Origin of the sequence: Streptomyces sp. 4N124, assembly GCF_052245395.1 — a bacterium.
Lineage (GTDB): Bacteria > Actinomycetota > Actinomycetes > Streptomycetales > Streptomycetaceae > Streptomyces.
In genome coordinates, this window is record NZ_JBQQBS010000039.1 from 72,074 (window position 1) to 98,480 (window position 26,407).

Sequence of the window (26,407 nt, forward strand, 5' to 3'; positions counted from 1 at the left end):
GTGGTCGGCGGGCGGCTCAGGCGACGGGTGAGTGCAGGGAGGTGGCGGGCTCGGGGAAGCAGCGCGGGTCGTCCCAGAGCAGCTGGACGTCCTTCGCCCAGTGGCTCTCCGGATCGTCGTCCGCGTCTGCCGCCTCCCTCAACTCCATGACGTGACGCGGGAGTTCGACGGGCGGGACACCGGCGACGGAGGCGGCGAGTTCGTCGAGGAACGCGGCCCCGGAACAGGGACCGTCGTGCCGCAGGTCGGCACAGCCCGTGCGCGACCACAGCAGCACCGGCACCGGGGTGTTGAGGCCCACATCGAAGTGCGGCTGTGCGGTGGACGGCGGGAAGGCGAAGCCTGCCAGGTCGGCGGAGTGGTCGCGCAGCCGCTTGCGCAGGCTCGGCGGCCGCTCCGGGGCACCGCACTCCACGCGGTGCAGCCGCGCACCGGGACAGGCGTCCAGCTGCTGCCATCGCTTGGCCAGCCGGTGCCGCAGCCGCCCGCTGCGGTGCCGGGACCGGTCCACCACGACCAGCGGATAGGCACAGCCCAGCGGGGTGGAGTCGTCCGCACCGCACTCCCAGTGCGCCACCGGCTCGTTCAGCCACTCGCGGGGCAGCACGAACGTGATCAGCTCGTCCGCGTCCGGAGCGAGCTGGGTGAACGCCTCGTCGATGCGCTCCTGGACGTACGCCCGTACGGCGGTGCGCGGCAGCCTGCGCGACCCGATGCGCCGCCGGTGCCCGTCGCGGTAGGCGGACACCTCGACGGTGACCTGGTCGACGCCGGCACCGCTGTGCTCGATCTCGACCAAGATCGGCGACCATGCGTGCGCGGCGGCGGGCCGGGCGGGCGGCGCGTCCAGCAGCTCCTGCAGCCGGTCGGCGAACCGGCCCACCGCCTCCGCGCCTGGCACCTCCCACTGCACATACCCGGCAGCCGCCCCCAGCGAGGCGAACCCGCCCTCCGGCAACTGCGGCCCGAACGGGCCCACGGCATCGACGTACAGCCGGTTCGGATCGCAGTCCACGTCGTGCGCCACCGCCCTTCGCACCAGCGTGTACAACCGCCGTACGGCATCGGGGTGATGGTCGGGAGTGGGGACCCGCTCGCCCAGCTCGGGCCAGTATCGGGCCATGACCTGGGTGGGCAGCATCCGCCCGACCCGGATGTCCCGCGCACCCGCGACCGACGCCACCATGCCGACGACCCTGCCGTCCGGGAGGGTCACCGCCGCGCCGCTGAAGCCGGCCGCCAGGGGCTGCCCGTGGGCCGTCACGGCCTCCAGCTGACGCCACTCGTCCGACACCAGTGCGCCGGGCACGGCCTGGTACCGGGCGAGCATGCCCTCGTCGTACCCCTTCGGGAAGCCGTAGGCGACGAGCGTCGGCGCGGGGTCGCCCAGTTCGGCGCCCGGCGGTGCGAACTCGGCGGGCGCCAGCGGGACTTCGCGGTCCAGTTCGAGGACGGCCAGATCACCGGGGTCGGCCGCGCCGCCCGACCAGCCGCCGTGGGCGGTCACGGTGGCGGGCAGCGGATCGAGGCCCCGGCTGCTGGGGAAGGTCACCGTCACTGCCGACGTGCCGCTCTGGCGCACGACGTGGGCGCAGGTGAGGACACGGCGGGGGGAGATCAGGAAGCCCGCGCCGACCTCGTTCCCGCAGGAGATCCGGGCGTGCCAGGCAGCGCTGCTCATGACCGGCCGGTGGCCTCCGGTGCCGCCGGGGTCTGTCCCGGGGACCAGCTGAGCTTCACCACCAAATGGCCCTCCGCCGACCCCTTGGCGATGACCGCTCCGGACTCGGCGGTCAGCTTCACCCCGAACTCCAGCTCCACCGACTCCGGCCGCAGCGAGCCGTCCCGGAAGACCCGCAGCGCCGACTCGGCCGCCGCCCGGACCCCGTCCAGCGCGCCCTCGAACGTGCGCGCCGCCCGCGCCGGCCCGTCGCCGCGCGAGACCAGCCGGGCACCCGACTCGTCCTCGACACCCTCCACGACCACCATGGCGCCGCCCTCGGTCTGGAACTCCATCAACCCGTCCATGGCGCCGCCTGCCCCCGTGATGTATGTGACCTGTACGAACTCCATTGTTACGGACGGTGCTTGGCGATGTCACCGGGTTCCGCCGGGAGTCAGTCGGCCACGCCCCGGATCACCCCCAGCTCCACCAGATCCTGCGGCCGGATACGAAGCTGATCCGCCGTCGCCTCGACCTCCCCCGCCGGCCGCTTCAGGATCGCCGCCGCCAGCTCCGGTGCGATCACCGAGAAGTAACTGTCCGGTGTGGCCCAGGTGTTGCCGGGCGCGGCCAGCGCCAGCGCGCCGCCCGAGCCGCCCTCGCCGATGAGGAGCGTGGTGATCGGCGTACGGGCGGCGGCCACCGCGGCGAACACGTCCGCGATCGCCGCGCCCACCCCCTGCCGCTCCGCCTCGGCGTCATTGGCCGCACCCGGGGTGTCCACCAGCGTCAGCACGGGGATGCCGAGCCGGTCGGCCAGCCGGATCAGACGGGCGGCCGTACGGTAACCGGCGGGCCGGGTCGCCGTCCCGGTCTGCGCCGCGTACGCGACCGTACGACCGTCATGCTCGCCGAACCCGCAGAGCATCCCCCCGTCGGTGCCGCCGCAGCGGTCGCCGCTGAGGGCGGCGCGGTGGGTGAAGTAGGCGTCCAAGTAGGCCTCCGCACGCGGGCGTTGAGGCGAGCGGGCGCGCTGGACGGCGGCCCAGCCCGTTGGCGGGAGGTTCGGGGTGCCACCGGCTCCGGCTGCGGGGGGCTCCGCCGCGGCGCCCAGCGCCCGGGGGACCGGCGCCTCCTGTGCCGACGATCCCATCAGAAGCCTCAGCCACAGTCCCAGCGTCTCCCGCAGTTCCTCCGGCCGTACGACCGCGTCCGCCGCACCTGCCGCCACCTGCGCTTCCGCCGTGTACGCGGCAGGGTCCGCGTCCGGGGGCCGCACCCGGGAGCCCGCGAAGCCGACCTGGGCGCCGGGCATGGCGAGGACGACATCCGCACCCGCGCCGAGCGTGGCCCAGCCGCCGCCGGTCGTCGGGTCGCGGAGCACGGCGACCTGGGGCAGACCCGCCTCGCGGGTGAGGGCGGACTGCCGGGCCACGCGCTGGAGTTGGGTGAGCGCGAGCATGCCCTCCTGCATGCGGCTGCCGCCGGTGGCGACGAGCGGGACGACGGGGAGACGGTGGGCGCGGGCGTGAGCGTAGGCGGCCTCTATGCGGTCGCCGGTCCGTTCGCCCAACGAGCCGCCCAGGAAGCCGAATTCGAAGACGATCAGCAGTGCGCGCGTGCCCTCGATGTGTGCCGTGCCGCAGACGACGGACTCCTGCTCGCCGGTGCGTTCGGCGGCGCGGGCGCGCGAGGCGTCGTAACCCTGCCAGCCGAGAGGGCCGTCCGCGGCGGACTGCCCCGGCGGGGGAGGGAGTTCGGAGAAGTCGTCGGCGACGAGGGCGATCGTCTCGCGGGCGGTGAGGCGGTCAGCCATCGGTGCTCAGCGCCCGCTTCATGATCTTCCCCATGTCGTTGCGGGGCAGGGCGTCGAGGTGGCGGACGACGCGCGGTCGCTTGTGCGGGGCGAGGCGACGGGCCACATGATCGGCCAACTCGTCGTCGGCGGGCGGGGATTGGGGGTCCGCAGGGACGATCCAGGCGACGATCCGCTCACCAAGGTCTGCGTCGGGCTCACCGGTGACCGCGGCCTCCCGCACACCCGGGTGCTCCAGCAGCGCGTTCTCGATCTCACCCGCCCCGATCTTGTACCCCCCGCTCTTGATCAGGTCGGTGGCCTTGCGGCCGACGATCCGGACATAGCCGTCGGGGTCCCGCACCGCCATGTCGCCGGTCCGGAACCAGCCGTCGGCGGTGAACGCGGCGGCCGTCGCGTCCGGCCGGTTGAGGTACTCGGTGAACAGGTTCGGCCCGCGCACCTGGATCTCCCCCACGGTCTCGCCGTCGTACGACGTGATCGCCGCCCCGTCCTCCTCGACGAGCCGCAGCTCCACGCCCGGCAGCGGTACGCCCACCGTCCCCGCCCGCGGCTCCCCGTCGGCCCGCACGCTGGTGTTCATCAGCGTCTCCGTCATGCCGTACCGCTCGATCACCCGCCGCCCGGTCGCCGCCGCGATCCGCTCGTGGTCGTGCACGGGCAGCGCGGCCGACCCGGAGACGAGCAGCCGGGCATGGGCGAGAGCCTTCGCCAACTCCGGGTCCTCGGGCAGGGCTTGGGCGATGCGGTGGTACATCGTCGGCACGCCGAACAGCATGGTCGCACCGTCGTTCAGCTCGCGTGTCACTCCCTCGGTGGTGAAACGGCCGAGGTGGCGTACGGACCCACCGCGCCGCAGCGGGCCGAGGACGCCCAGGACGAGACCGTGCACATGGAACAGGGGGAGGCCGTGGACGAGGACGTCGTCGCCGGTCCACTGCCAGGCGTCGGCGAGCGCGTCGAGGGTGGTGGCGATCGCGCGGCGCGGGAGGACGGCGCCCTTGGGCGGGCCGGTGGTGCCGCTGGTGTAGACGACGAGGGCGGCGTCCTCGGGGGACGCGGGGGCTTCGGCGGAGGCGCCGGTTGCCTGCGGGTCTACGTCGACGCGCGGCAAGTCGCTCAGGGGGGAGGGGAGTTCGGTGCCGGTACTGCCGACGGGGCGCTGTCGGCCAGGATGTGCCCCAGCTCCTTCTCGCCCGACTTCGGGTTCAGCGGTACGACGGCCACCCCGGCCTCCAGCGCCGCCACCACGGCGACGGCCGTCTCCAGTGCCGGGGTCGCCCAGACGGCCACCCGCCCCGCGCCCCGGATTCTCCCGGCCGTCGCGCCGGCCGCGGCGGCGAGCTGCCCGTAGGTCAGGGAGCGGTCGCCGAACCGCAGGGCGGGCCGGTCGGTCGGGCCCTCGGTCAGGGCGGGAAAGAGAGAGGACACGCGTCGTACTCCTTAACTCGAACCTGTTGTCACGCTGCAACGGTCACCTTGCGGCGGCGCAGGCCGGTGAGGCCTACCCCCAGCCGGGCACCACCAGCACCAGCCACACCACCGCGGGTACCGCCGCCACCACGATCCCTCCGTACACCATCAGCTGCCTAAAGAATCGCTCGCGGTCGACGTCCGGCGCGGCGGCCAGGACCAGCGCGCCGTTCGTCGAGAACGGGCTGACGTCCACCACCGTCGCCGACACCGCGAACGCCGCCACCATGCCGACCGCGCCCACATCCCCCTCCGCGAGGAACGGCACCGCCAGCGGAATCAGCGCGCCCATGATCCCCACGGACGACGCGAACGCCGAGACGAGCGCGCCGATGTAGCACAGCAGCACGGCGGACAGCAGCGGCACGCCGATGTCGCTGACGCCCTCGCCCGCCCACGTGATCGTGCCCATCTCCTCCAGCACACCGACGTACGTGAGCACACCGCAGATCACCAGCACCGTCGGCCACGCGATCTGCCCGACCGCCTTCTTGCTGTCCTCCGGCCAGGCGGCGCTGAGGACCACGGCGAGCGTGATCGCGGTGAGCCCGGCGTCGAGGTCGAAGGCGAGCACGGCGACGACGAGGGCGACCAGGGCGACGAGGGTGGTGATACGGGCGGGGGTGAGGCGGATGTCGGGGGGTGTGTCGGGGCGGGTGTCGGTGGTGGTGACTGTGGCCGTGGGGGTGGGGGAGGTGCCGGTGCCGTTCGGCTCCGGGCGCTGCTTCCCCGTACCGCCGCTGCCGCCGGAGTCACCAGCTTCCGTTCCCGTTCCCGTCCCTGTCCCGGTCTCCACCGCGCCCTGGGTCCACAGCTTCAGCCCGCCGAAGAGGACGAACACCACGCCCGCGATGACCAGGTTGACGAGGAGTGAGGCGAGGAAGAGGGCGAGTTCGTTGCCGGGGAGCTTCTCGCGCTCCACGATCCCGTTGACGATCGAACCGTAGATGCTGATCGGCGAGAACCCGCCGGCCTGGGCGCCGTGCACCACCATCGCGCCCATCAGCAGCGGGCTGATCCCGTAACGGGAGGCGAAGCTCAGCGCGATGGGCGCGACGATCGCGACCGCGGCCGGACTGACCGCGCCGATCGCCGTGAGCGCCCCGGTGATCGCGAACATCACCCACGGGATCAGCGCGATTCGCCCGCGCACGAGCTGGATGGCCGCGTGCACCAGCCAGTCGGTGGTGCCGTTGGCCCGCGCGATCGCGAACAGATACGTGACGCCGACGAGGACGACGAACAGGTCCCCGGGGAAGCCGGCGAAGATGCCGTCCGCGTCGAGGTCGGCGACGAGCTCGCCCACCGCGAAGGCGGCGGCGAAGGCGAGCGCGCCCATGTTGATGGAGCGCGTGGTGGCGATGACGAACACCACGACGAGGACGAGGATCGAGATGAGTTCGGAGGACATACGGGCTCCCGCCTTTGGGTCCCGGAGCGGTGAGTGGACGGACCGATCGCGAAGGGTGAGTGGACAAGTGGCTGAACCACTTCGCCCGACTGGCTGGTTAGCGTGGGCCCGTCTGTCCGACGCGTCAAGGGGTCGCGCAAGAATTGGCTCAGCCACTGCACCAATGAACCACTCGACCACCCAGTGTTACCCTCCCCACGAGAGGGGGACCCTGTGACCGACGCCCTGCGCCCCATGAGCAAGCAGCGCCTCTACGAGCAGGTGCTGGACCGGCTGCGCCAGTACGTCGCCGAGGGTGACCTCAAGGCCGGCGACCGTCTCCCGCCCGAGCGGGACCTCGCCCAGCGTCTCGGCGTCAGCCGGGCCTCGGTGAAGCAGGCCATCGTGGTGCTGGAGGTCCAGGGCCTGGTGGAGGCGCGGCACGGCGGCGGCACGTACCTCGTCCGGGACAGCCTCGACGTGGAGCCCGTGGAGAAACTGGTCGAACGCCGCCGACGCCTCCCCGACGTCCTCGACGCCCGTGAGGCCCTGGAGACGAAACTCGCCGAACTGGCCGCGGAGCGCCGTACGGAGGACGACCTGACCGCGATGCGCCGGGCCCTCGCGTACATGGCCGAGGAGATCGAGCACGGCCGCCCCGGCGTCGACGGCGACCGCCTGTTCCACGCGGCGGTCACCGCTGCCGCGCACAGCAGCATCCTCGCCGAGTTCATGCGCTCCATCTCCGACCAGATCGCCGAGAGCCGCACCGAGTCCCTCCGCCAGCCCGGCCGCCCCACCCGTTCCTACGCCCAGCACGAGGCCATCCTCGACGCGATCACCGACCGCCGCCCCGCAGCTGCCGCCGCGGCGATGCGGCGGCATGTCCGGACGGTCGCGAAGGTACGGCTGCTGGACTGGGATCCGGGGGAGGGGGAGTAGGCGCGAGGCCGGCGTTCACGGCGGGGCAGCTGGTGCCCCGTGGTGGGACTGCCAGGTCGGTGAGGTAGCTGTCCACGGCGTCCTCCATACACGGGCCGCTGGTGACGCTGCCGTGGCCGTGGCCCTCGTAGGTGAGGAGGACGCCGCTGCGGCCGAGCTGCCGGGCCACCGAGACCGCCCACTGGTAACCGGTGGCGGGGTCGTGCAGTGCGTTGGACACCAGGATCGGCGGGGCACCGTGTACGTCCAGGCGGTGCTGCGGGTTGGCGGTCGGCGCGCCCAGACACGCCGCTGCCATGTGGATCGGCAGCAGGTAAGGCAGGTCAGGCGCCGTCATGTTCATCATGGCGACGAGCGAGGCGTACTCCCGGTAGTCGCGCACTGGCAGCTGCCAGTCCGAGCAGAAGACCGGCGTGGCCGGAGGCAGCGGCGCTGTCGAGGTGGGCGACGCGGGCAGCGGCTTGCTCGCCTCCATCGCCGCGATCGCCTTGGCCAGGCCCGCGTAGTCGGCCTGGTAGAACTTCCGGAACGCGATCTTGTTGACCAGGTCCGAAGACGACAGCGAAGTGCCCGGCTTCGCCGGGTCCGCCAGCTCGCCGCGCCCGGCCCGGGCCAACAGGCCCTGCCAGACGGCGCGGACGTCGCGGCCGTGCAGCGCGCAGTCCGCGGCACCGTCGCACCACTTCACGAACTCCTGGAAGGAATCCTCTGCCGTGGCCGCCTCGGACCGCAGGAAGGCACGGGTGGTCGGGACGCTGTGGTCCATGACGCTCTCCAGCACCATCGCGCGGACGCGGCGCGGGTAGGTCTCGGCGTACTGCGCCCCGAGCAGCGTGCCGTACGAGCTGCCGTGGAAGGTCAGTTTCCGCTCCCCGAGGGCAGCCCGCAGGGCGTCCAAGTCCCGTACGGTCTGGGCGGTGTCAAGATGGTCGAGCACCGGGCCGGTACGGGCCCGGCAGTCGGCACGGAGCCGCCCGTTGTACGCCACGGTGGCGTCGAAGTCCGCCTGGCTCTTCAGCTCCGGTGTCGGCCGCTCGGCCAGCAGGTCGCCGGAGCAGGTCACCGGGTTGCTGCCGCCCACGCCGCGCGGGTCAAAGCTGACGATGTCTAACCTGCGGCGGACCTCGGGGCTGAACCGGCTGATACGGCCCACCACCATCTCCACACCCGAGTCGCCCGGCCCGCCGGGGCCGAACACCATCGAGCCGACGCGTGCGCCGGGGTCGGTGGCCTTGCGGCGGGCCACAGCCAGGTCGAGTCTCGGCCCGTCCGGGCGGGCCCAGTCGACCGGCACCGAAAGAGTGGCGCACTCGGCTCCCGGCTTCTCCGGCTCGTCACACGGTGCCCACCGCAGGACCCCGGTGGCGGACGGAGACGACGCGTGGACCGCGGGAGCGGCGGCGAGACCGGTGATGACGGCCATGGCAGCTCCCACGGCCATGGTCGTGCCCTGTACGGCGATGCGCCGCAGCGCGGATCTGCCCCTTGACGGCATGGGTCCTCCTCGTGAAGAGCGCGGTTGTGCCAGGCCCTGGCAGGGGCTTTCGGGGGTCGAGCCGGGGACTGCTGTGCTCCTACGCGCCTCTAACCGCGCCCTCCGCACACCGCGCGCTCGATCATCCCGTACGTCGCCTTCTCCTGCTCCGCCGAGCGCTCCTGGTCGCCGAAGCGCGTGGTGAACACGGCCGCAGCGGCCGAGACCTCGCCGTCCGGAGTGACGGCGGCCTCGGAGACCGTGCCGAAGGACGTGCCGCCGTGGTACCAGACGCCGGTGTCGCAGCCGTCGACGGGGCGCCAGGCGATGCCGAGCCCGTAGCGGGCCTTTTCACCGCCGGCGAAGTCGGGGGCCGGCACCGTGGTGCGCATGTGCTCAAGCTGCTTCGGCGGCAGCAACGTGCCGTCCATCAGGGCGCGCAGGAAGGTGTTCATGTCGGTGGTCGTGCTGACGATGCCGCCGTCCGCGCCGCCGTCGACCTGGAGCGTGGTGTCGGTGAGGTCGTCCCGGCCGGGGAACTGGAGGTAGGCGGTGGCGGTGGGCTGGGGGACGTAGGCGGAGGTGCCCAGCGTCAGGGTGTGGCGCAGGCCGAGCGGCTCGATGATCCGCTCGTGGATCTCCTGCTCCCAGGGATGTCCGGTGGCCCGCTCGATGATCATGCCGATCAGGACGTAGTTGGTGTTGGAGTAGGCCCACCGGGTCTCGGAGCCGGGGTCCTCGGCGTCCGGCAGCCAGCCCGGAGCGCGTGTCATGGCCAACGCGACCTGCTGTTCGGGGGTGCGCGCCGTGAAGCGCTTCGCGCGATAGTTCTCGGGCGTCAGTTCCTTGGGGTCACTGAACAGGATGTCCGTGTAGTTGGGCAGGCCGCTGGTGTGCTGGAGCAGGTTGCGGATGGTGATGCGGCTTCCGTCGTTGCCATGGCCGGTCACCACCCCGGGCAGCCACTTCTCGACGGTGTCGTCGAGGGCCAACTCGCCCTCGGCCACCAGCTGAAGAGCGGCCACGGCCACGAAGGTCTTGGTGTCGCTGCCGATCCGGTAGTACGCGTCGAAGGGGACCCGCCCGCCCAGGTCCAGATCCCGGACACCCGCCCTGGCCTCGCGATCGCGCCCGCCGGCGTCACGCGCCCGCACGACCAGACCGGAGGCGCCGGTACCCACCACCGCGTCCGCGTCCCGCTGCAACCGCGTACCGCCCACCGAGCCGCTGTCGTCGCCCTGCGCCCACGCTCCCGAGCCGAGCACGGTGGCCCCCACGACCGCCGCACCGACACCGGCCGCGACCAGCGCCACCCTCGGCCGGACGAGCCGGCCCCACTGCTTCCGCATCGTCGTCAACACGGATCAGACGCTACGGACCGGCACACCGCGGGCCCATCCGGCAGCCCGGAACCTCGAAACTGGGGGTAGCCCCACCCGTGCGTGCCCCACCCGTCCATGTGATCGAACCATTGGCGTGCCCGTACGTCCGTATGGGTTATCGTGCCTCGTCGGCCTCGACTGTTCACTAACGGGAAGCGGAGAAGGTGACGATCTCGGTGTCCGATCTTGGGCGACTCGTCGCCGGCCGTTACCTGTTGGTGGAGCGGGTGGGCAGTGGCGGCATGGGCACCGTGTGGCGCGCCGAGGACAAGCTGCTGGGCCGTCATGTCGCCGTGAAGAAGCTGCGTATCCCGTCGCACCTGCACGACGACGAGGTCCGGACGCTCCACGAGCGCACCCGCCGCGAGGCCCGTAGCGCCGCCCGGATCGCGCACCCCAATGTGATCGTGGTGCATGACGTCGTCGATGACGAGGGCCTGCCGTGCATCGTCATGGAGTACATACCGTCGGCCACGCTGAGTGACGTGCTGAAGGAGCGGGGTGCGCTGCCTCCTGAGGAAGCGGCCCGGATCGGCCTGGCCATGGCCGCCGCCCTGCGCGCCGCTCACGATGCCGGGGTCCTGCACCGGGACGTCAAACCCGCCAATGTCCTGCTCGGTGACGGCGGGCGGATCGTGCTCACCGACTTCGGGATCGCCATGGAGTCGGGAACGTCCTCCCTGACCAAGCCCGGTGAGCTGATCGGCTCCATCCGCTATCTGTCGCCCGAACGCCTCCGGGGAGCCGAGCCCGGTCCCGCCAGTGACCTGTGGGCCCTGGGGGCGACGCTGTACCAGGCGGTCGAGGGGCAGCACCCGTTCGCCCGCGACACCCCGATCGAGACCGCGTACGCCATCGCAACGGATCCGTACGAGCCCCCGCGCAACGCCGGGGACCTGGCCCCGGTCATCGAGGGTCTGCTCACCAAGGAACCCGGGCAGCGCATGGACGTGCACGAGGTCGAACGCCGGCTGGGCGATGTGACCGCCACACGGACCGCTCGCCTCGATCCGCCCACACGGTCGGAACGGGCCGAGGCCCCCTCGCCTCCCGCGAGGAAAAACAGCAGGGTGGTGCGGTCGGTCGTGGCAGTGGTCCTCGCCGCCGCTGTGGCGGGCGGCGGCGCACTGTGGTGGCTCAACCGCCCTGCCGATGAGCCGAGTTCACACCCGTCCGGGTCCGGTGCCTCCGCATCTCCCAGTACCAGTCCCCGTCCCAGCGCCACCCTGCCGCCGGTTCCCGACGGATATCAGCTCAGGAAGGCGGGCAGCGGTTTCTCCGTACCCGTGCCGGACGGCTGGACCCGTAAGACGCTGGACGGCGGTGAAATCGTCTACATCGACCCGTCCGGCCTGGTCGGGCTCAGGGTCAACGCCATCGAGTTCGCGGGCACCGATCCGCTACGGCACTGGCGCGAGACGGAAGAGGAACAGACCGCCCGCGACAACCCCGGCTATGAACGCGTGCGGATGGCCGAGACGACCTTCCGCGGACGACCCGCCGGGTACTGGGAGTTCACCTTCGACGGCAGGGCACGGCAGTACCGAGCGGCGGAGCTGGCGTTCTCCAGCAGCGACGGCACGCAGTACGTGGTCTACCTCTCCGCGCCGAACGCGCAGTGGCACAAGTACCGGCAGGTCTTCGACACCGCCGCCAACGGAGTCCGCGTGAGCGAGACCGGCTGAGGGAACCGTCCCGCCCGTCCCACCGTCCCACCTCCGCAATTTGGGCATGAACACGACATAGAAGTGTTACGCCACTGAAGGGGCGGTGTCACAGCGGTCGTCGAAGCTGGTGCATCGCACACACCACATCAAGGTCCTCCCCCCACAATCCGAACAGGATGGGACCCCATACATGCACACCCAACTGAGGCGCACACCCGCGCCCCGGGACGCTCTGGCCTGCCCTCCTCCGGAGACAGCCGGACGTGTCCTCACCGTCGGCACCCCGGGCCCGAGGCGTGAACGGCTCACCCGGACGCTCGAGTCGACCGGCTACGAAGTCGTCCACGCCCTGCCCGGTGAGGTGAACCGGCAGGTCCGCCAGGCCCCGCCGGACGCGATCGTCGCGCTCGACGAACATGCGCGCGGCGTCGACGTCGTCCGCGAGATCCGCACCGCCCCCGAAGGCCAGACGGTTCCGCTGCTCATGGTCACCGACGACCGTGAACCGGCCGCCGTCGCCGACCTGTTGACCCACGGCGCCGACGACTGTGTACCGGACGCATCCGACCCCGTGGAACTCTCCGCGCGCATCACCGCCAAGCTCAACCGCGTGCCGGTCCCCGTCGAGCGGCTGGCCCTGGACCCGCGGACGGGCCTGTACTCCGCGCCGCACTTCCGCGCCGAACTCGACCGCGAACTCCGCCGCCCGGTCACCGGCCGGCGAAGCGGCGTGCTCGCCGTCGTCCAGGTCGCCGAAATGGCCACGCTGGAGGAGCGGTTCGGGCCGCGGGTCCGGCAGGAGGTCGCCGAGCGGCTCGCGCAGGTCGTCGAGCGGCTCGGCGGCGGCTGCGACCGGCTGGGCCGGGACGAGGACGGGCGGCTGCTCGTACTGATGCCGGGCCTCGACGAGGAGACGGCCCGGCGCCGGCTGCACCAGTTCGCGACCACCGCGGCGGGCACCCGGTTCGTCGTCGCCGACGAGAACGTACGGCTGACCCCGGCCGTCGGCTGGGTCCAACTCGCCGACCAGACAGGCGAAGCCGCCCACGTCACCGCCCAGGCCGTCGCCGCCGTCGCCGAGGCACTGCGCCATCGCGACCTGCGGCCCGTCCGCTACGAACCGTGGATGCGGGCCAGCACCCCGCACCGCCGCGCACGCCGTCCTCGTATACGTCCGTTACTGCTGGCGATGTCCCCGCTGCTCGCCCTGCTGCTCGGCATCGGCGCCCCCTTCCTGCTCTACGAGCAGACGTACGACGCGCTCGGCTGGGACCTCGCCGGAACCGTGTACTGGGTGGTGGTCGCCGGGCTGCTGCTGTCGGCCGCGCTGATCATCCTGGAGTGCCTCTTCTCGCTCGACGCCCCCGCGCGGCCTGCCGAACCCGCGCAGCCGTATCCGCCCGCGAGCGCCGTCATCGCCGCGTATCTGCCGAACGAGGCGGCGACGATCGTAGACACCGTCGAGTCGTTCCTGAGCCTCGACTACCCGAACGACCTCGAGATCGTCCTCGCGTACAACACCCCGCACCCACTGCCGGTCGAGGACACCCTGCGCGCCGTCGCCGCCCGCGACCCACGCCTGGTCCTGCTCCAGGTGCCGGGCAGCACCTCCAAGGCGCAGAACATCAACGCGGCCGTGACGCAGGTGCGCGGCGAGTTCGTCGGGATCTTCGACGCGGACCACCATCCGGCGCCGGATGCCTTCCGCCATGCCTGGGACTGGCTGTCCAACGGCCACGACGTCGTCCAGGGCCACTGCGTGATCCGCAACGGCGACGGCTCCTGGGCGGCGCGGCAGGTGGCCGCCGAGTTCGAGGCCATCTACGCGGTCAGCCACCCCGGCCGGGCCCGGATGTACGGCTTCGGCATCTTCGGCGGCTCCAACGGCTTCTGGCGCACGGACATCCTCGCCCGCACCCGGATGCACGGCTCGATGCTGACCGAGGACATCGACTCGACGCTACGCGCGTTGACCCAGGGCGCGCGGATCGCCGTGGACAGGACCCTGATTTCCCGGGAGTTGGCGCCGACGACCCTGCGGCCGCTGTGGAACCAGCGCTCGCGGTGGGCGCAGGGCTGGCTCCAGGTGTCGCTACGGCATCTCGCGCGGGCGCTGCGCTCGGACGCCTTCACCACCCGCCAGAAAGCAGGCCTGTTCGTGCTGCTCGGCTGGCGCGAGGTACAGCCCTGGCTGACCCTCCAGATCCCCGCGATCCTGCTCCACTCCGTGTGGCGAGCGGGCGGCGTGGACCGCATCGACTGGGCGGTGCCGACCTGCCTGCTCGCCGCCGCGTTCACCGTGTCGGCGGGCGCGGTGCAGGCGGCGTTCGCATGGCGGCTCGCGGTCCCCGAACTGCACCGCCGACGCGGCTGGTTCTGGCGCTACCTGCTGGTCTCCACCGTCTTCTACACCCACTTCAAGAACATGGTGGCCCGTCAGTCCCACCTCAAGGAGCTGCTGGGCGACCGTCGTTGGCGGGTCACGCCGCGCGCGGTGGCGAAGGCGGTGGCCCGATGACGCTGACGACCGTACCGCCTGCTGAGGCGCCCACTCGCAAACGCACCCGGACCCGCACCCAGGAACTCCAGGGCGTCCGGGGCCTCGCCGCCCTCAGCACGGTCGCCTTCCACGTCTGGCAGCAGTATTACGTGTACGACGCGACAGGCAGCCACCCGCCGGTCGACAACCCCCACCTGGCCGCCCTGCTGTCCCTCGAGGTCATCGACCTCTTCTTCGTGATGTCCGCGTACCTGCTCACACTCCCGTACGCCCGCGCCGCGATCGACGACGAGGGCACGGTCCGCACGGGCCAGGACTTCCTGTTCCGGCGGGCGATCCGGATCCTGCCGGTGTACGTGACGGCGGTCCTGGTCGTCTGGGCGAGCCGCAACCCGACCCTGCCCGGCGACTGGCGCGACCTGCTCGAACACCTCACGTTCACGCACATCTTCGACCGCGAGCGGATCTTCTACACCCTGGGCCCCACCTGGTCCCTCTCCCTGGAGATCAGCTTCTACCTGGTCCTGATCGCACTGGGCCCGCCGGCGATCCGCGCCTTCCGCCGCCTGCCCACCCGCCGAGCGCGCATCACGGCCAGCATGGCGGGCTGCGCGACCCTCTACACCCTCCCGCTCGCCTGGATCACCATCGCCCACTACACCCTCGGCATCCCGCACACCGACTGGCCCGTCTACTTCGGCCCACAGGCCCGCTTCGGCGGCTTCGCGGCAGGGATGGGCCTGGCGGTGCTGCTGGTGGCCCTGGAGGACAGGGGACGACTGGGCGTACGGATGGCAACCACACTGGCGGCGACCGCGGCAACGGCCCTGTACGCCCTGTCGTACATCGCCCGTGCCACCGGCCCCGAGGGTTTCTGGCGCACGTACTACCACCCCCTGGCGGCCCTGCTCTGGCTCGCACTGCTGCACGCCATCCTCCACAACCGCACGCAACCACGCTGGCAGGGCGCCCTACGCGCCCGCTGGCTCACCGCCGTAGGCCTGATCAGCTACAGCCTCTACATCTGGCACGAGCCGGTCATGCTCTTCCTCTACGACACCGGCCTGCTCCCCTCCGAGGGCTCTCGACCGGGCTTCGCCCTGGCCGTCGCGATCGTCACGGCGACGGCGGTGCTCGCCGCGACGGTGAGCTACTGGGCGGTGGAGTACCCGGGCAGCCTGCTGGCCCGGGCGCGGGACCGGCGCGGGCGCCCCCGGGACTTCTACCCTCCTCGCCCTGACCCGACGCCCGCTCTCCGGCCCGGACGACGTCAGCCACGACACAGCTGACGTTGTCCGGGCCGCCGGCGTAGTTGGCGGCGTCGACCAGTGCCCGTACTGCGGTGTCCGGATCCGGGACGGAGAGGAGGAGCTGCCGAATGCGGTCCTCGGGGACGACGCCGTACAGGCCGTCCGAGCAGAGGAGGTAACGGTCACCGGCGCGGGTCTCGTGCAGACGCAGGTCAGGGACAGCGGGCGGGCCGCCGCTCCCCAGGGACTTGAGTAGGAGCATCCGCTGCGGATGGGCCCCGGCCTCCTCCGGCGCCAACCGGCCCTCGTCGATCATCGACTGGACGACGGTGTGATCGTGGGTGATCCGGAAGAGGCCGCCGTCCCGCAGCAGATACGCGCGACTGTCGCCGATGTGGACGAGGGCCAGCTGGGACCCCGTCCACAGCACGGCGGTCAGGGTGGTCCCGGCCTCCTGGCCATCGGTCGCAACATCCCGAACAGCCTCGCTCGCCCCCTGCACGGCATCCTCCAGCAGACTGAGGACGCTGCCGGCCGGCACCTCCTCCCCGTCCAGGAACTTCAACGCCTGTACGGCGGCGCTGCTCGCGGGCGCGCCCGCCGGCCCGTACCCGTCGGCCACGGCGAGCAGCCTCGCGCCCGCGTACGCGGTGTCCTGGTTGGCGGGGCGCACCCGCCCGATGTCCGAGTGGGCGGAGTAACGCAGTTCCAGCATGATGGTGCCCCTTCCCGATATACCCGGTCCATCCGCTACGACGGACAGCTGATCGACGAGGAACGCGGCGAGGTCACGCCGGACCGCCGTCTCGGCCTCGACGCCGGCCCAGTAGGCACGGATCTCCCGAGCGGCGGCAGCGCGCTCAAGCCCACACACCGCACGAATCCGCGCCAACGGCATCCCCAGCCGCCGCAGCCACGCCACCAGCCGGGCCCGCTCCAACTGGCCGGGCGCGTAGTAGCGGTAGCCGGTGTCGGGGTCGACGTGGGCGGGCCGCAGCAGGTCCAGTTCGTCGTACAGCCGCAGTGCTTTGGGCGTGAGCCGGGACGCCCTGGCGAAGGCGCCGATAGTGAGCAGATCCATCGCCATCTGATCCATCCGTGAGCTCCCCCTGTTCCGCCACCGATGCTGGGGCTTCACCAAAGGTGAAGGTCAAATGGGTTGTCGCGGTTGCGGGCACGGCGGTTAGCCTGCGGGGACGCCGTACGAGAATGGAGTCCCGCCGTGCCCCGAGTCGCCCTCGTCACCTACGACCCCCGCCCGGAGCCCAGCAAGGACGCCGACCTCCCCGTGCTGCTGCGGGCGCTGCGTGAGGCCGGGGCCGAGGCGGAGGCGGTGTTCTGGGACGACCCCGACGCCGACTGGGCCGCGTACGACCTGGCCGTCATCCGCTCCACCTGGGACTACAGCTGGCGGGCGGACGAATTCCTGGCGTGGGCACAGAAGTGCGCGACCCTGACGAGGCTGGCGAATCCGGCGGAGGTCGTGCGCTGGAACGCGGACAAGCGGTACCTCGGGGAGCTTGCGGGGGCCGGAGTGCCGGTCGTCTCTACCAGCTACATAGCGCCCGGGGATACGGCCGACCTCCCCCACGACCACGAGTACGTCATCAAGCCCACCTCCGGCGCCGGCGCCCGGTACGCCGCCCGCTACACGCCCGACGACCACGACACGGCCGTACGGCATCTCGGGCGGATGCACGAGGAGGGGCTGACCGCGATGGTGCAGCCGTACATGCGCGGCATAGACGTCAGCGGCGAGCGCGCACTGCAGTTCTTCGGCGGAGGGTTGCTGCACGCCAGCCGCAAGCGCGCGGTACTGGCACCCGGCACGGCATACGACGCGCCCAAGGTGGCCCACCCGAACCTCGAGCCCTGGACCCCCACCGCGTCCGAACTTGCTGTCGCCGAGCGGGCGTTGGCTGCTGTGCCGGACGGGGTGGAGTTGCTGTACGCGCGCGTGGACCTCGTGGACGGCCCCGACGGCGAACCACGGGTGATGGAACTGGAACTGGTCGAGCCGAACCTGTTTCTGTTCTTGCATCCGGGGTCGGTGTCAGCGGTCAGTGACGCGATCCTGGCGGCGGCTGCTCGCTGACGGCGGTCAGTTCGGGGAGTCCGCGCGGCGCGACCACTGGGCCGTCAGAACAGGATCGGCCCGAAGCCCTCGTGTCCCGCGGGACGGTTGGGCGCCCCTGTGCCGCCCGGCGCCCTGAGCGCCCAACTGGCGTACGCAGCAGGGGTGGACGGTGATTCCCCTGGCTCGTTCGCCCCCGGCTGTCAGGTGGCGTGTCCTCCCTGGGGTGGCGGTGGGACTGGCAGCGCGTGTGACGCTAAGAGACGGGCGAGGTCCGGTTCACCGTCACGGGGGGCCTTGCACCACCAAGGCCGACGTGCTGCGATGACCCGGGTGCAGGGCCCACCCTCCCCGGCACGCGCACCGTGTACGGGTCGGCTCACGGCCTCTTTGGCGGCTTGAGGATGACGGCCACTGGGACGGTGCACGGTCAGACGCTGGAGCAGCGCATCGAGGCTCTGGAGGCGGCACAGCGCGGTCTGCGTGACGAACTCGACCGTCGGGAAGAGAGGGCGAGGGAGCGCCTCAGGAATGAGTTCCAAGGCGCCCTGAAGGCTTCCGAGAAGACCATCGACGACCAGTTCACGAAACTGCGGGGATACGTCGTGGGCGATGGTCAGACGTCCCGGACCAGGGCGTACCTCGGGCCGATCGTGTTGGGCATCGGCATCGTGGTCGGCCTGGTCGGCAACATCTTCTCCAGCCTCTGACCGCAGAGATCAGGCAAGGGTGGAACCGCACAGAGGATGCGGTGTGTTGGCTTTGACCTGCGGTTTCATGTGGAGGATGTTCACGGGGGTTCAGGCGAGACCTGCAAGCGTCGCGGCTCGCACGAAGTGACGCTAAAAGGGGCGAACGTGCGCCCTCCGGAGTACCACGTCGTTCGCCTCCGGCACTTGGCTGTGGCTGCCGTGGTCAATGACCGCCAAGCCGGCCAACGGGATCACCGACTCGCAGCACCACGTCTTCCGCGTCGATGGCCCCACTTACGCCAGTCCGCCCACCGAGAAGAACGAGTCCGACCGCATCGAATGGCTATCCGCTGACCGGTGGGAGGAGTTCCCGCAGCCGCGCCTCGAAGGCCGGGGCTACGGGCTTCTGCCTGTGTCGGGCCAACTGGTCGTGGAACTCCCTGAGATCCTGAAGCCCTGTCCCGGCACTTCCGGCCGGGACAGCGGCCGCGTGGCTACGGTTCGAGGCCGCTGGCCTTGGCGATCGCCTCTACCTCGCGGCGGAGTTGTTCGCGCTCGGTGGTGCTCTGATCGGGATCCTTGCCTGTAGGGGTTTCGACGTCGACGAACGTATGCGCGCCGAGTGGGCCCAGGAGGGTCAGGAGTTGGTGGAGGATGGATTCCATGACTTCCTCGTCCTTGCTGTCCGCCGCCGTGATCACCTCGGATCGACTGCGGCTGCGCAAGGCCCATGACGCCGACCGCGACGGACTCATCGAGCTTCAGACCAATCCACAGGTTCGGATGTACCTCGGCGGACCAAGGCCCCGGAGTGCTGTCGAGCAGTATCTCGACGCGGCCGGTATCGCCAACGTGGCCAACAAGCCCGGCACGTTCGTCATCGCCGACAAGACGACCGACCGGCTCATCGGAACGCTCGTGCTCGACCGGCGCTCCGCCGACCTTCCCGGGCACGTCACCGAGGACGGTGGGGAATTGGAACTCACCTACCTGCTGCGGCACAGCGCTTGGGGCGCGGGGCTGGCGTTCGAGGCCGCCACGGCCGCGTTGCGCGCCGCTGCCGACGAACTGCCCGACCAACCGGTCCTGGTCGTGACCCAGACAGCCAACGAGCGTTCGCTCAAGCTCGCCACCCGCCTCGGCTTCCAGCGCATCAGCACCTTCGAGGCGTACGACGCGGAGCAAACCCTCGCCGCCACCAACCTGCACTTGTTCAAGGTCCCTGTGCCCCTTGACGGCCCTCTGGAGCCACCCCGTGCGGGCGCGGACGGGTAAGAGCACCAGCGGGCTCGGTGAGCGCCCGTCGGCGCAGGGACTGGGGTACGTCGACGCGGTTCGAAAAAATCTTGGTGGGCGATGTCGAATCCTCCTCTTCCCGTTCGAGCTCCAGTTGAAAGGGCTGGAACGCCGGCCCTCGGGTTCGAAGGGAACAGGGACGATGTCGCAGACGAATACGGCGACAACGGCTGCGAAGGCCGCAACCCGCGTGCGCATCCCGGCCACGCGGAAGGAGAAGGGCCTGCTGGCCTGTGGTGTCATCGCCGGGCCGTTCTACGTCGTGATTTCGCTGACCCAGGCGGGGGCCCGTGAGGGCTTCGACCTGACACGACACGCGTGGAGCCTGCTCGCCAACGGCAGCCTGGGCTGGATCCAGATGACCAACCTGATCGCGACCGGCTTGCTGGTCATCGCCGGTGCCGATGGCCTGCGTCGCGTGCTCGCCCAGGGCAGAGGCAGCAGCTGGGCCCACCGGCTGCTGTCGGTCTATGGGTTGAGCATGGTGGCAGCCGGGGTCTTCCGCGCAGATCCGGCGCAGGGCTTCCCCCGGGTACGGCCGAGGAGGGCACCTCCACCAGTTGGCACGGCATGCTGCATTTCGTGTCGGCGGGCATCGGCTTCATCGGCCTCGTCGCGGCGTGCTTCGTACTGGCCCGTCGCTTTGCAGACGCTGACCGGCGGGGATGGGCGATGTCCTCGCGTACCACGGCGGTCGTGTTCCTGGCGGCCTTCCTGGCGCTGGCCGCCAGTGGCGGACGCGTCTGGGCGAACCTGACGTTCACCGCGGCGATCCTGCTGGCCTGGGCGTGGCTGTCGCTGATCTCGATTCACTTCTACGGCGCCGCCACACGCCCATCGGCCGCATAGCTCATAGCTCCCACCCACGAGAGAGGTCCGAACATGCGATACCTGGCGCTGCTCAAGGCAGCCCGACCCACCACCCCGCCCCCGCCCGAGCTGATGGCCGCGATCATGAAGCTCGGCGAGGACGCGACCAACGCCGGCAGCCTGCTCGACACCGCCGGCCTGGCCCCGAGCGCGACGGGCGCCCGCGTCAGCCTGTCGGAAGGGAAGCTGGCCGTGACCGACGGCCCGTTCGCCGAGGCGAAGGAGATCATCAGCTACGCGCTCTACGAAGTACGCACCAAGGAGGAGGTCGTGGAGTGGACGTCGCGGTTCATGCAATTGCACCGGGACCTGTGGCCGGGCTGGGAAGGAGACGCTGAGATCCTGAAGGTGATGGGACCCGAGGACTTCGCCTCGCCCGCCTAGCGTGGGGATGGTTGGATCGGCGGCATGGCAGCCGCCGGTCCGACCGATCCCGAAGACTCCTTCCGCGCGACCCGTCGGGCCGTGGAAGCGGTCTGGCGCATCGAGTCGGCCCGGCTGATCGCGGGACTCGCCAGGCTCGTACGCGACGTCGGCCTGGCCGAGGAGCTGGCCCAGGACGCCCTGGTGGTCGCGCTCGAACAATGGCCCAGAACCGGCATACCCGACGATCCCGGCCCGTGGCTGATGGCGACCGCGAAGCATCGCGCGATCGATCTGCTGCGGCGCCAGGAGCGGTACAGGACCAAGCTCGACCTGCTGGGCCGCGATGCCGAGATCCAGCAGGAATCCGCACAGGCAGACCTGGACGCGGCACTGGATGACCACATCGGCGACGATCTGCTCCGCCTGATGTTCACCGCGGCGCATCCGGTGCTGTCCGCCGAGGCGCAGGCGGCGCTGACCCTCCGGCTGCTGGGAGGACTGACCACCGGAGAGATCGCGAGGGCCTTCCTGATCCCGGAGCCCACCGCCGCACAACGCATCGTGCGGGCCAAACGCGCGCTGGCCGACGCCGGCGTCCGGTTCGAGATGCCCACGCCCGATGACATGACCGATCGGCTTTCCTCGGTCCTGGGGGTCATCTACCTGATCTTCAACGAGGGCTATTCCGCGACAGGTGGTGCGAGCTGGACACGCCCCGAGCTGTGCCAGGAGGCGCTACGCCTCGGACGCATCCTCGCGTCCCTGCTCCCGAACGAGGCAGAGGTGCACGGTCTGGTGGCTCTCATGGAGCTGCACGCCTCCCGCCTGTCGGCGCGCACCGACGCCGCCGGACAGCCGGTACTCCTCCGGGACCAGGACCGCCGACGGTGGGACCGGCTCCTCATTCGCCGTGGTCTCGAAGCCCTCGACCGTGCAGAGTCTCTGGGCGGCGGCCCCTGCACGCTGCAGGCCGAGATCGCCGCCTGCCATGCCCGGAGCCCCTCCGCGGAAGAGACCGACTGGCCACGCATCGCCGCTTTGTACGAGGTGCTGGCCTACCTCCAGCCGACTCCCGTGATCCTGCTCAACCGGGCCGTCGCGGTGGGCATGGCGGACGGCCCGGATCGCGGACTGACGCTCGTCGACGAGCTGACCGAGGAGCGGGCACTCCGCGACTATCCGCAACTCCCGGCCGTACGCGGAGAGTTGCTGACCCTGATGGGCCGACGTGACGAGGCGCGTGCCGAGTTCGCGCGGGCCGCGGAGCTCACACGGAACCAGGCTGAACGAATCCTGTACCTCAAGAGTGCGGCCGCCCCCGGCCGACAGCCGGAATAGGAAGCAGCGGATCGACTGGGTACCGCCATCGTGCACCCCTTTGGCGCCGGCGGTCTCGTTCTCCGCGCCCTCCAGGGACAGCGATGGTGTGTCCCGCTGCGGACACCAGTATCGAGCCACGCTCGCACCAACCTGGCGAACCATTTCAGTCAGGCACTAGTCACCGACCGCCGTCCGCTGCAGCAACCCCCACGTGAACTCCGCGACCACCTTCCGTGTCCTCCCCTCCGCATCCGGCGCCGTGAACGCCAGCCCCCACCGAGTCGGGGCCGAACCCTCCAGTGGACGGGCCGGGGCGAACGCTCGGGCCGCCTCGTCGACCGTGCAGGACCAGGGGGTGAGGTCGTCCAAGGTGCGGAGAGTCGGGCCCTCGGCGCCCGGCGCGCGGACCAGCCACTCGTTCCATACCGCGCCGTTCGGGGCGGTGAGGACCTCGAAGCGGAGGTCGGGCCAGAGGGGGAGGGGCCATTGCCAGGCCTCGCATTTCAGGTCGCCGATCGTGCGGGTCGCGGAAGACTCGGGGGTGCCCAGGATCGAGCGGTAGCGGGAGGCCGCCGCGCGGGCGCGCGGTGAGTGGCGCATTGCCTGCCAGCGCTTGTTCGCCTCGCGCATGTCCGCGATGGAGACGCCCAGTTCAGCTCGCGCGTCCGCCACCAGGTCCGGATTGTGGTCGGCCATGCGGCGCAGCAGGACCAGCTGGAAGTCGAGGGGGGTGAAGGGGCCTGGGGGGCGCGTTGCGGACGGCATGCCCCCCATCGTCGCTCACCTCGTCCCGCACCTCGTCTCTCACCACGCGACCTCCCGGACGGCGGCCGTCCGGGAGGAAGAGGACGGAGTTGACGTAGCGGGGGCGGTGGCGGAAGGGGAGGACGCGGGGGAGCAGGCCCTGGGAGACGACGTGGGCGGCCTCCGCCTGGTGGGCCTCCAGAGGGAAGGAGGCGAGCGGGACCCAGGTGTCGCCGGGCAGGACCCAGCCGTCGTAGCTGAGGAGGGAGAGGTAGGTGACTACGCGGGCTATCGGCTGGATGCGGGACTCCAACTCGACGAACAGAGCCGGGCGGTCGCGGGACAGGATGCCCGTCGCGCCGCGCAGCACCGCCAGTTCGCCGCCGTCCACGTCGATCTTGATGAAGTCGACATTCCGGAGCCCCAAGTCGTCCAGGGCTACGCATCCCACGTCCAGCGCACGGCTGTGGATGTCGCGGCGGATGAGGGAGGACACGCCCCTGTCTCCTGGGTCGTCCGCCGGGAGCCAGAGGCGGGCCACGCCGGGGTGGTCGGAGGCGGCGGCGCGGATCACGCGGACGTTCGGTGGGGATGTGCCGGCGAGGAGGCGTGCCAGGTGGGGGACCGGTTCCACGGTCACCACCTCGCGTGCTCGCCTTGCCAGGCGGCGCGTCCAGGGGCCGTACCAGCCGCCGATGTCCACCGCCGTGCCGCAGTCCGGCGGGCACAGCTCGCCGAGCCGGGCCAGCTCCGGTTCGAAGCGGGGGTAGACGGCCCGGGCGGCTGCCGCGACCAGGCGGGTCGGGAGCAGGGGCGCCACACGGGCGGCGAGGGTCCTGGGGGCCGTGGGCATCATGGGGCCGTCCGTTTGAGGGGGTTGAGTCGTTTGAGGAGTTCCTCGTGTTCGTCGTCCGTCACCTGCTCGCCGGACGAGGGCAGCAGCTGCGGGATGCCGTCGACGATCGGATAACGGCGGCGCAGGCGCGGGTTGTACAGCAGCTCCTCCCTGTCGGACTTGTCCGTCTCGCCTGTCGCGTCCGTCTCATCCGTCTCGTCCGTGACTAGGTGCAGCGGGCCCTTGTCGAGCGGACACGCCAGGATCTGGAGCAGGGGGTCGTCGGGTTTCACGGTGGTGTCAACTCCTTGGCACCGAGGGAGGGTTGGGCGGCTGCCTGCCGGTCGTGCTTGGGCATGGTCAGCAGTACGGTGATCGCCAGCGCCGTGCCCGCGAGCCGCAGCGCCAGCCGCAACGGCTCCTGCGGCAGCGCCTCGCCGAACGACAGCGTGCCGAGCACCGCCGTATAGAGGCAGGTCACCGTCGTACACACCGGCACGATCAGTGAGGCCCGGCAGCGTTGCAGCGCCGCCTGGGACATGACCAGCCCGAACGCGCCGGTGAACAGCAGGAGATACGGATACGGGGAGCGGAGGAGATTGAGCAGCGCCTCGCCGATCCCGCCTGCCGTGAGGTCCGTGAGGTAGTTGGAGACGCCTTTGATCGCCAGCGAGCTGACGCCGTACAACACGCCCACCGCCACGCCGTATTCGACGCCGGTCGTCGGCAGCCGGTGCCGGTGGCGGGCGCGGCGCTCGGCGGAGCCGTACAGCCAGACGCCCGCGGCGAGCGACGGTACGCAGACCAGCAGGATCAGGGGGTACGGCGCCTCGCTGCCCACGGTGTCCGCGTCCTCCCGCAGCGACAGCACGACCATCAGCAGCGCGGCGAGGATCGCGCCGAGGGCGTACCGCTCGCGGCCGGTGGTCTCCTCGCCGAGCAGCCGCGCCGACAGCAGTACGAGTAGCACCAGGCCGGAGACGAAGATGCCCTGCGCGGCGGCGATCGGGAGCGTGCGGTAGACGACGAGCTGTGCGGCGAAACCGGCGGCCAACGACAGCGATCCGCCTATCCACAGCGGGCTGCCGAGGACCAGCCGCAGCAGCTTCGCCGGTTCGCGCACAGTCACCTGGGGCAGGGCCGCGAGCGCCCGTTTCTCCAGGACGAAACCGGTGCTGTACAGGACGTTCGCCAACAGGGCCGCGGCCACTCCCCACCACATCGGCTACGTCCTTCGCGCGTGCAGGAGGAGGATCGAGGCGAGTGGGGCTCTGGAGCAGGCGAGACGGTCGAGCGGGCGCAGGGGGCGCGGTACGCCGTGGAAGGGGGCCCCTTTGAGTCGTACGACGTCGAAGCCGGCCGCGGTGACGTACTCGCGGAGGGCGCGGGCCGTGTAGAGCCGCAGATGTCCTACGACCTCCCGCCCCGGCCGGCCGTGGATCGCGCGCAGGCTGACCTCCGAGAAGACGGGCTGCACGCCCGCGAGGAGGAGGGCGCGGTTGTACCAGGCGGCCAGGTTCGGGGTGGACAGCATCAGATGGCCGCCCGGGCGCAGCACCCGGCGGATCTCGTCCAGGGCGGCGTCCGGGTCCACGAGGTGCTCGATCACCTCGCTGAACAGCACGGCGTCCGCCGAACTGTCCCTGAAGGGGAGGGAGTTGAGCTCGGCGCGGAGGGTGTACGGGATTCTGGTGTGCGCGCGTTTGAGGGCGTCCTGGGACCAGTCGACGCCGATGATGCGGTGGCCGGGGAGGAGAGGTGCGGTGGTGGCGGCCGCCGTGCCGTCGCCGCAGCCGATGTCGAGGATCGTGCGGGTGTGGCCGGCCGGGCCGGTCGACGGGCCGAGGGCGGTGGCCAGGAGGCGGGCCTGGCGGAGGGTGCGGGGGGTGCCGGAGGCTACGGGGACCGCCGGGTTCTCGTAGAAGTCGCGGAGTTCTGTGCGGGGTGGGGTGGTGGTCGTGGACGTGGTCGTCATGGGGCCACCTCCGTGGTGTGCAGATAGTGCTCGAAGAGGTCGCGTAGGTGCGCGCCGTCGCCGTGGCTGAGCAGGGCGCGGGACCAGCGCAGGGCCAGGTGCAGGCGGCCGGCGGTGGAGGCGGTGGTGACGGTGAGGCCGCGGGGCATTCTCGCGGGCGCCGAGAACCAGACGGCGTGCGCGCGGCCGGCTTCCTCGCCGAAGTCCAGGGGGTACGGGATGCGGCCGATGTTGCTGAGGAGCGTGGTCGAGGTCCAGGGGGCGGCTGCTCGGCGGAGGGTTCTCGTGAGGGCTGCGCGCCAGGACACGGGGGTGACCGGGGCGGTGAGGAGGGTGGCTCCGTGGCCGAGTTGGGGGCGGGGGAGGGACTTGAGGGCGCGGGTGCGGAGTGCCGTTCGGCGGAGGAGTTCGGGCATGTCCGTCGGGTTCAACTCGTCCGGGGTGAAGGGGACTTCGACCAGGCGGGTGCCGTTGCCTATCGGCATCGTCGTGTCTCTGGGGCGGTCGTCCACGGGCATCGTGATGCGGAGGGGGCGGGGGTGTTCGCCGTGTTCCCTGTTCCAGTGGCTGATCATCAGGGCTGTGGTGACCATCAGCTGGTCGTTCACCGTGTAGGGGGAGCCTTTGGGGCGGTGGGGGAGGGGGAGTTCGGTGACGAGCATGCCGTTGCCGGGGGAG

At 71.2% G+C, this 26,407-nt stretch carries 22 protein-coding genes and 5 pseudogenes; 12 read left to right on the top strand and 15 right to left on the bottom strand.

The window, feature by feature from the left end:
• Window positions 1-16: 16 nt before the first annotated feature.
• The 5 genes and pseudogenes from ACTWQO_RS32075 to ACTWQO_RS32095 form a co-directional block, all read right to left on the bottom strand.
• Window positions 17-1,681 carry a VMAP-C domain-containing protein gene (locus ACTWQO_RS32075; protein ID WP_443240878.1) on the bottom strand — a complete coding sequence of 555 codons (1,665 nt, stop codon included), beginning with the start codon at window positions 1,679-1,681 and terminating at the stop codon, window positions 17-19.
• On the bottom strand, window positions 1,678-2,028 hold the full coding sequence (locus ACTWQO_RS32080) for a CU044_2847 family protein (protein WP_443240897.1): 351 nt from the start codon (window positions 2,026-2,028) through the stop codon (window positions 1,678-1,680). The genes ACTWQO_RS32075 and ACTWQO_RS32080 overlap by 4 nt, the downstream gene beginning before the upstream one ends.
• Window positions 2,029-2,117: 89 nt before the next feature.
• Complete coding sequence (locus ACTWQO_RS32085; protein ID WP_443240879.1) at window positions 2,118-3,479, bottom strand: carboxyl transferase domain-containing protein; 1,362 nt, start codon at window positions 3,477-3,479, stop codon at window positions 2,118-2,120.
• A pseudogene (locus ACTWQO_RS32090) lies at window positions 3,472-4,910 on the bottom strand (acyl-CoA synthetase). The gene ACTWQO_RS32085 and the pseudogene ACTWQO_RS32090 overlap by 8 nt, the downstream one beginning before the upstream one ends.
• A 73-nt stretch (window positions 4,911-4,983) precedes the next feature.
• Complete coding sequence (locus ACTWQO_RS32095) at window positions 4,984-6,363, bottom strand: SLC13 family permease (RefSeq protein ID WP_443240880.1); 1,380 nt, start codon at window positions 6,361-6,363, stop codon at window positions 4,984-4,986.
• A gap of 213 nt (window positions 6,364-6,576) precedes the next feature.
• On the opposite strand from ACTWQO_RS32095, the gene ACTWQO_RS32100 reads away from it, so the two are divergent.
• Complete coding sequence (locus ACTWQO_RS32100; RefSeq protein WP_443240881.1) at window positions 6,577-7,284, top strand: FadR/GntR family transcriptional regulator; 708 nt, start codon at window positions 6,577-6,579, stop codon at window positions 7,282-7,284.
• On the opposite strand, the gene ACTWQO_RS32105 is transcribed toward ACTWQO_RS32100, so the two are convergent.
• Together ACTWQO_RS32105 and ACTWQO_RS32110 are read right to left on the bottom strand one after the other, a co-directional pair.
• Window positions 7,181-8,779: an alpha/beta hydrolase gene (locus ACTWQO_RS32105; protein WP_443240882.1), complete on the bottom strand. Its 1,599-nt coding sequence runs from the start codon at window positions 8,777-8,779 to the stop codon at window positions 7,181-7,183. The genes ACTWQO_RS32100 and ACTWQO_RS32105 overlap by 104 nt on opposite strands.
• 89 nt (window positions 8,780-8,868) lie before the next feature.
• A complete protein-coding gene (locus ACTWQO_RS32110; protein ID WP_443240883.1) occupies window positions 8,869-10,119 on the bottom strand; it encodes a serine hydrolase domain-containing protein in 1,251 nt (416 codons plus the stop codon).
• A gap of 197 nt (window positions 10,120-10,316) precedes the next feature.
• Here ACTWQO_RS32110 and ACTWQO_RS32115 point away from each other — a divergent pair, with 197 nt between their 5' ends.
• From ACTWQO_RS32115 to ACTWQO_RS32125, 3 genes and pseudogenes are all read left to right on the top strand, one after another.
• Entirely contained in the window at window positions 10,317-11,825 is a 1,509-nt protein-coding gene (locus tag ACTWQO_RS32115; RefSeq protein WP_443240884.1) for a serine/threonine-protein kinase, read from the top strand.
• A 172-nt stretch (window positions 11,826-11,997) separates the two neighbouring features.
• Window positions 11,998-14,325, top strand: coding sequence for a glycosyltransferase (locus ACTWQO_RS32120; protein WP_443240885.1), 2,328 nt, complete (start codon window positions 11,998-12,000; stop codon window positions 14,323-14,325).
• A pseudogene (locus ACTWQO_RS32125) lies at window positions 14,322-15,386 on the top strand (acyltransferase family protein); the annotation flags it as partial. The gene ACTWQO_RS32120 and the pseudogene ACTWQO_RS32125, both read left to right, overlap by 4 nt.
• Before the next feature lie 37 nt (window positions 15,387-15,423).
• Here the strand turns inward: ACTWQO_RS32125 and ACTWQO_RS32130 are convergent.
• Window positions 15,424-16,638, bottom strand: coding sequence for a MerR family transcriptional regulator (locus ACTWQO_RS32130; protein ID WP_443240886.1), 1,215 nt, complete (start codon window positions 16,636-16,638; stop codon window positions 15,424-15,426).
• 141 nt (window positions 16,639-16,779) lie between these two features.
• Between ACTWQO_RS32130 and ACTWQO_RS32135 the strand changes: the two genes are divergently transcribed.
• The 3 genes and pseudogenes from ACTWQO_RS32135 to ACTWQO_RS32145 all read left to right on the top strand — a co-directional run.
• The gene (locus ACTWQO_RS32135; RefSeq protein ID WP_443240887.1) at window positions 16,780-17,652 is read left to right on the top strand and encodes an ATP-grasp domain-containing protein; all 873 of its coding nucleotides are present in this window, start codon (window positions 16,780-16,782) and stop codon (window positions 17,650-17,652) included.
• Window positions 17,653-18,035: 383 nt separating this feature from the next.
• Window positions 18,036-18,341 carry a hypothetical protein gene (locus ACTWQO_RS32140; protein ID WP_443240888.1) on the top strand — a complete coding sequence of 102 codons (306 nt, stop codon included), beginning with the start codon at window positions 18,036-18,038 and terminating at the stop codon, window positions 18,339-18,341.
• Between the two features lie 214 nt (window positions 18,342-18,555).
• Window positions 18,556-18,669, top strand: a pseudogene (locus ACTWQO_RS32145) (NUDIX hydrolase); the annotation flags it as partial.
• Between the two features lie 148 nt (window positions 18,670-18,817).
• On the opposite strand, the gene ACTWQO_RS32150 reads toward ACTWQO_RS32145, so the two are convergent.
• Window positions 18,818-18,988, bottom strand: a complete 171-nt coding sequence (locus tag ACTWQO_RS32150; RefSeq protein WP_443240900.1) for a hypothetical protein — start codon at window positions 18,986-18,988, stop codon at window positions 18,818-18,820.
• Between ACTWQO_RS32150 and ACTWQO_RS32155 the strand changes: the two genes are divergently transcribed.
• The 5 genes and pseudogenes from ACTWQO_RS32155 to ACTWQO_RS32175 all read left to right on the top strand — a co-directional run bounded on the left by ACTWQO_RS32155 (window position 18,987) and on the right by ACTWQO_RS32175 (window position 22,193).
• Window positions 18,987-19,598, top strand: a complete 612-nt coding sequence (locus ACTWQO_RS32155) for a GNAT family N-acetyltransferase (RefSeq protein ID WP_443240889.1) — start codon at window positions 18,987-18,989, stop codon at window positions 19,596-19,598. The two genes, ACTWQO_RS32150 and ACTWQO_RS32155, sit on opposite strands and share 2 nt — an antisense overlap.
• Window positions 19,599-19,761: 163 nt before the next feature.
• A pseudogene (locus ACTWQO_RS32160) lies at window positions 19,762-20,097 on the top strand (DUF998 domain-containing protein); the annotation flags it as partial.
• On the top strand, window positions 20,064-20,468 hold the full coding sequence (locus ACTWQO_RS32165) for a DUF998 domain-containing protein (RefSeq protein WP_443240898.1): 405 nt from the start codon (window positions 20,064-20,066) through the stop codon (window positions 20,466-20,468). The pseudogene ACTWQO_RS32160 and the gene ACTWQO_RS32165, both read left to right, overlap by 34 nt.
• Window positions 20,469-20,501: 33 nt before the next feature.
• The gene (locus ACTWQO_RS32170; RefSeq protein ID WP_443240890.1) at window positions 20,502-20,873 is read left to right on the top strand and encodes a YciI family protein; all 372 of its coding nucleotides are present in this window, start codon (window positions 20,502-20,504) and stop codon (window positions 20,871-20,873) included.
• Window positions 20,874-20,897: 24 nt separating this feature from the next.
• Entirely contained in the window at window positions 20,898-22,193 is a 1,296-nt protein-coding gene (locus ACTWQO_RS32175) for an RNA polymerase sigma factor (RefSeq protein WP_443240891.1), read from the top strand.
• Between the two features lie 156 nt (window positions 22,194-22,349).
• Here ACTWQO_RS32175 and ACTWQO_RS32180 read toward each other — a convergent pair whose 3' ends face one another.
• From ACTWQO_RS32180 to ACTWQO_RS32205, 6 genes and pseudogenes are all read right to left on the bottom strand, one after another.
• Entirely contained in the window at window positions 22,350-22,940 is a 591-nt protein-coding gene (locus tag ACTWQO_RS32180; protein WP_443240892.1) for a hypothetical protein, read from the bottom strand.
• Window positions 22,828-23,775 carry an FkbM family methyltransferase gene (locus ACTWQO_RS32185; RefSeq protein ID WP_443240893.1) on the bottom strand — a complete coding sequence of 316 codons (948 nt, stop codon included), beginning with the start codon at window positions 23,773-23,775 and terminating at the stop codon, window positions 22,828-22,830. The genes ACTWQO_RS32180 and ACTWQO_RS32185 overlap by 113 nt, the downstream gene beginning before the upstream one ends.
• Window positions 23,772-24,047 (bottom strand): Trm112 family protein, encoded by a 276-nt coding sequence (locus ACTWQO_RS32190; RefSeq protein ID WP_443240894.1) that lies wholly within the window; start codon window positions 24,045-24,047, stop codon window positions 23,772-23,774. Before ACTWQO_RS32190 ends, ACTWQO_RS32185 begins: the two co-directional genes overlap by 4 nt.
• Window positions 24,044-24,964 carry a hypothetical protein gene (locus tag ACTWQO_RS32195; RefSeq protein WP_443240899.1) on the bottom strand — a complete coding sequence of 307 codons (921 nt, stop codon included), beginning with the start codon at window positions 24,962-24,964 and terminating at the stop codon, window positions 24,044-24,046. Before ACTWQO_RS32195 ends, ACTWQO_RS32190 begins: the two co-directional genes overlap by 4 nt.
• Window positions 24,965-24,979: 15 nt before the next feature.
• Window positions 24,980-25,729 (bottom strand): class I SAM-dependent methyltransferase, encoded by a 750-nt coding sequence (locus ACTWQO_RS32200; RefSeq protein ID WP_443240895.1) that lies wholly within the window; start codon window positions 25,727-25,729, stop codon window positions 24,980-24,982.
• Window positions 25,726-26,407 (bottom strand): annotated as a pseudogene (locus ACTWQO_RS32205) (condensation protein); the annotation flags it as partial. The pseudogene ACTWQO_RS32205 and the gene ACTWQO_RS32200, both read right to left, overlap by 4 nt.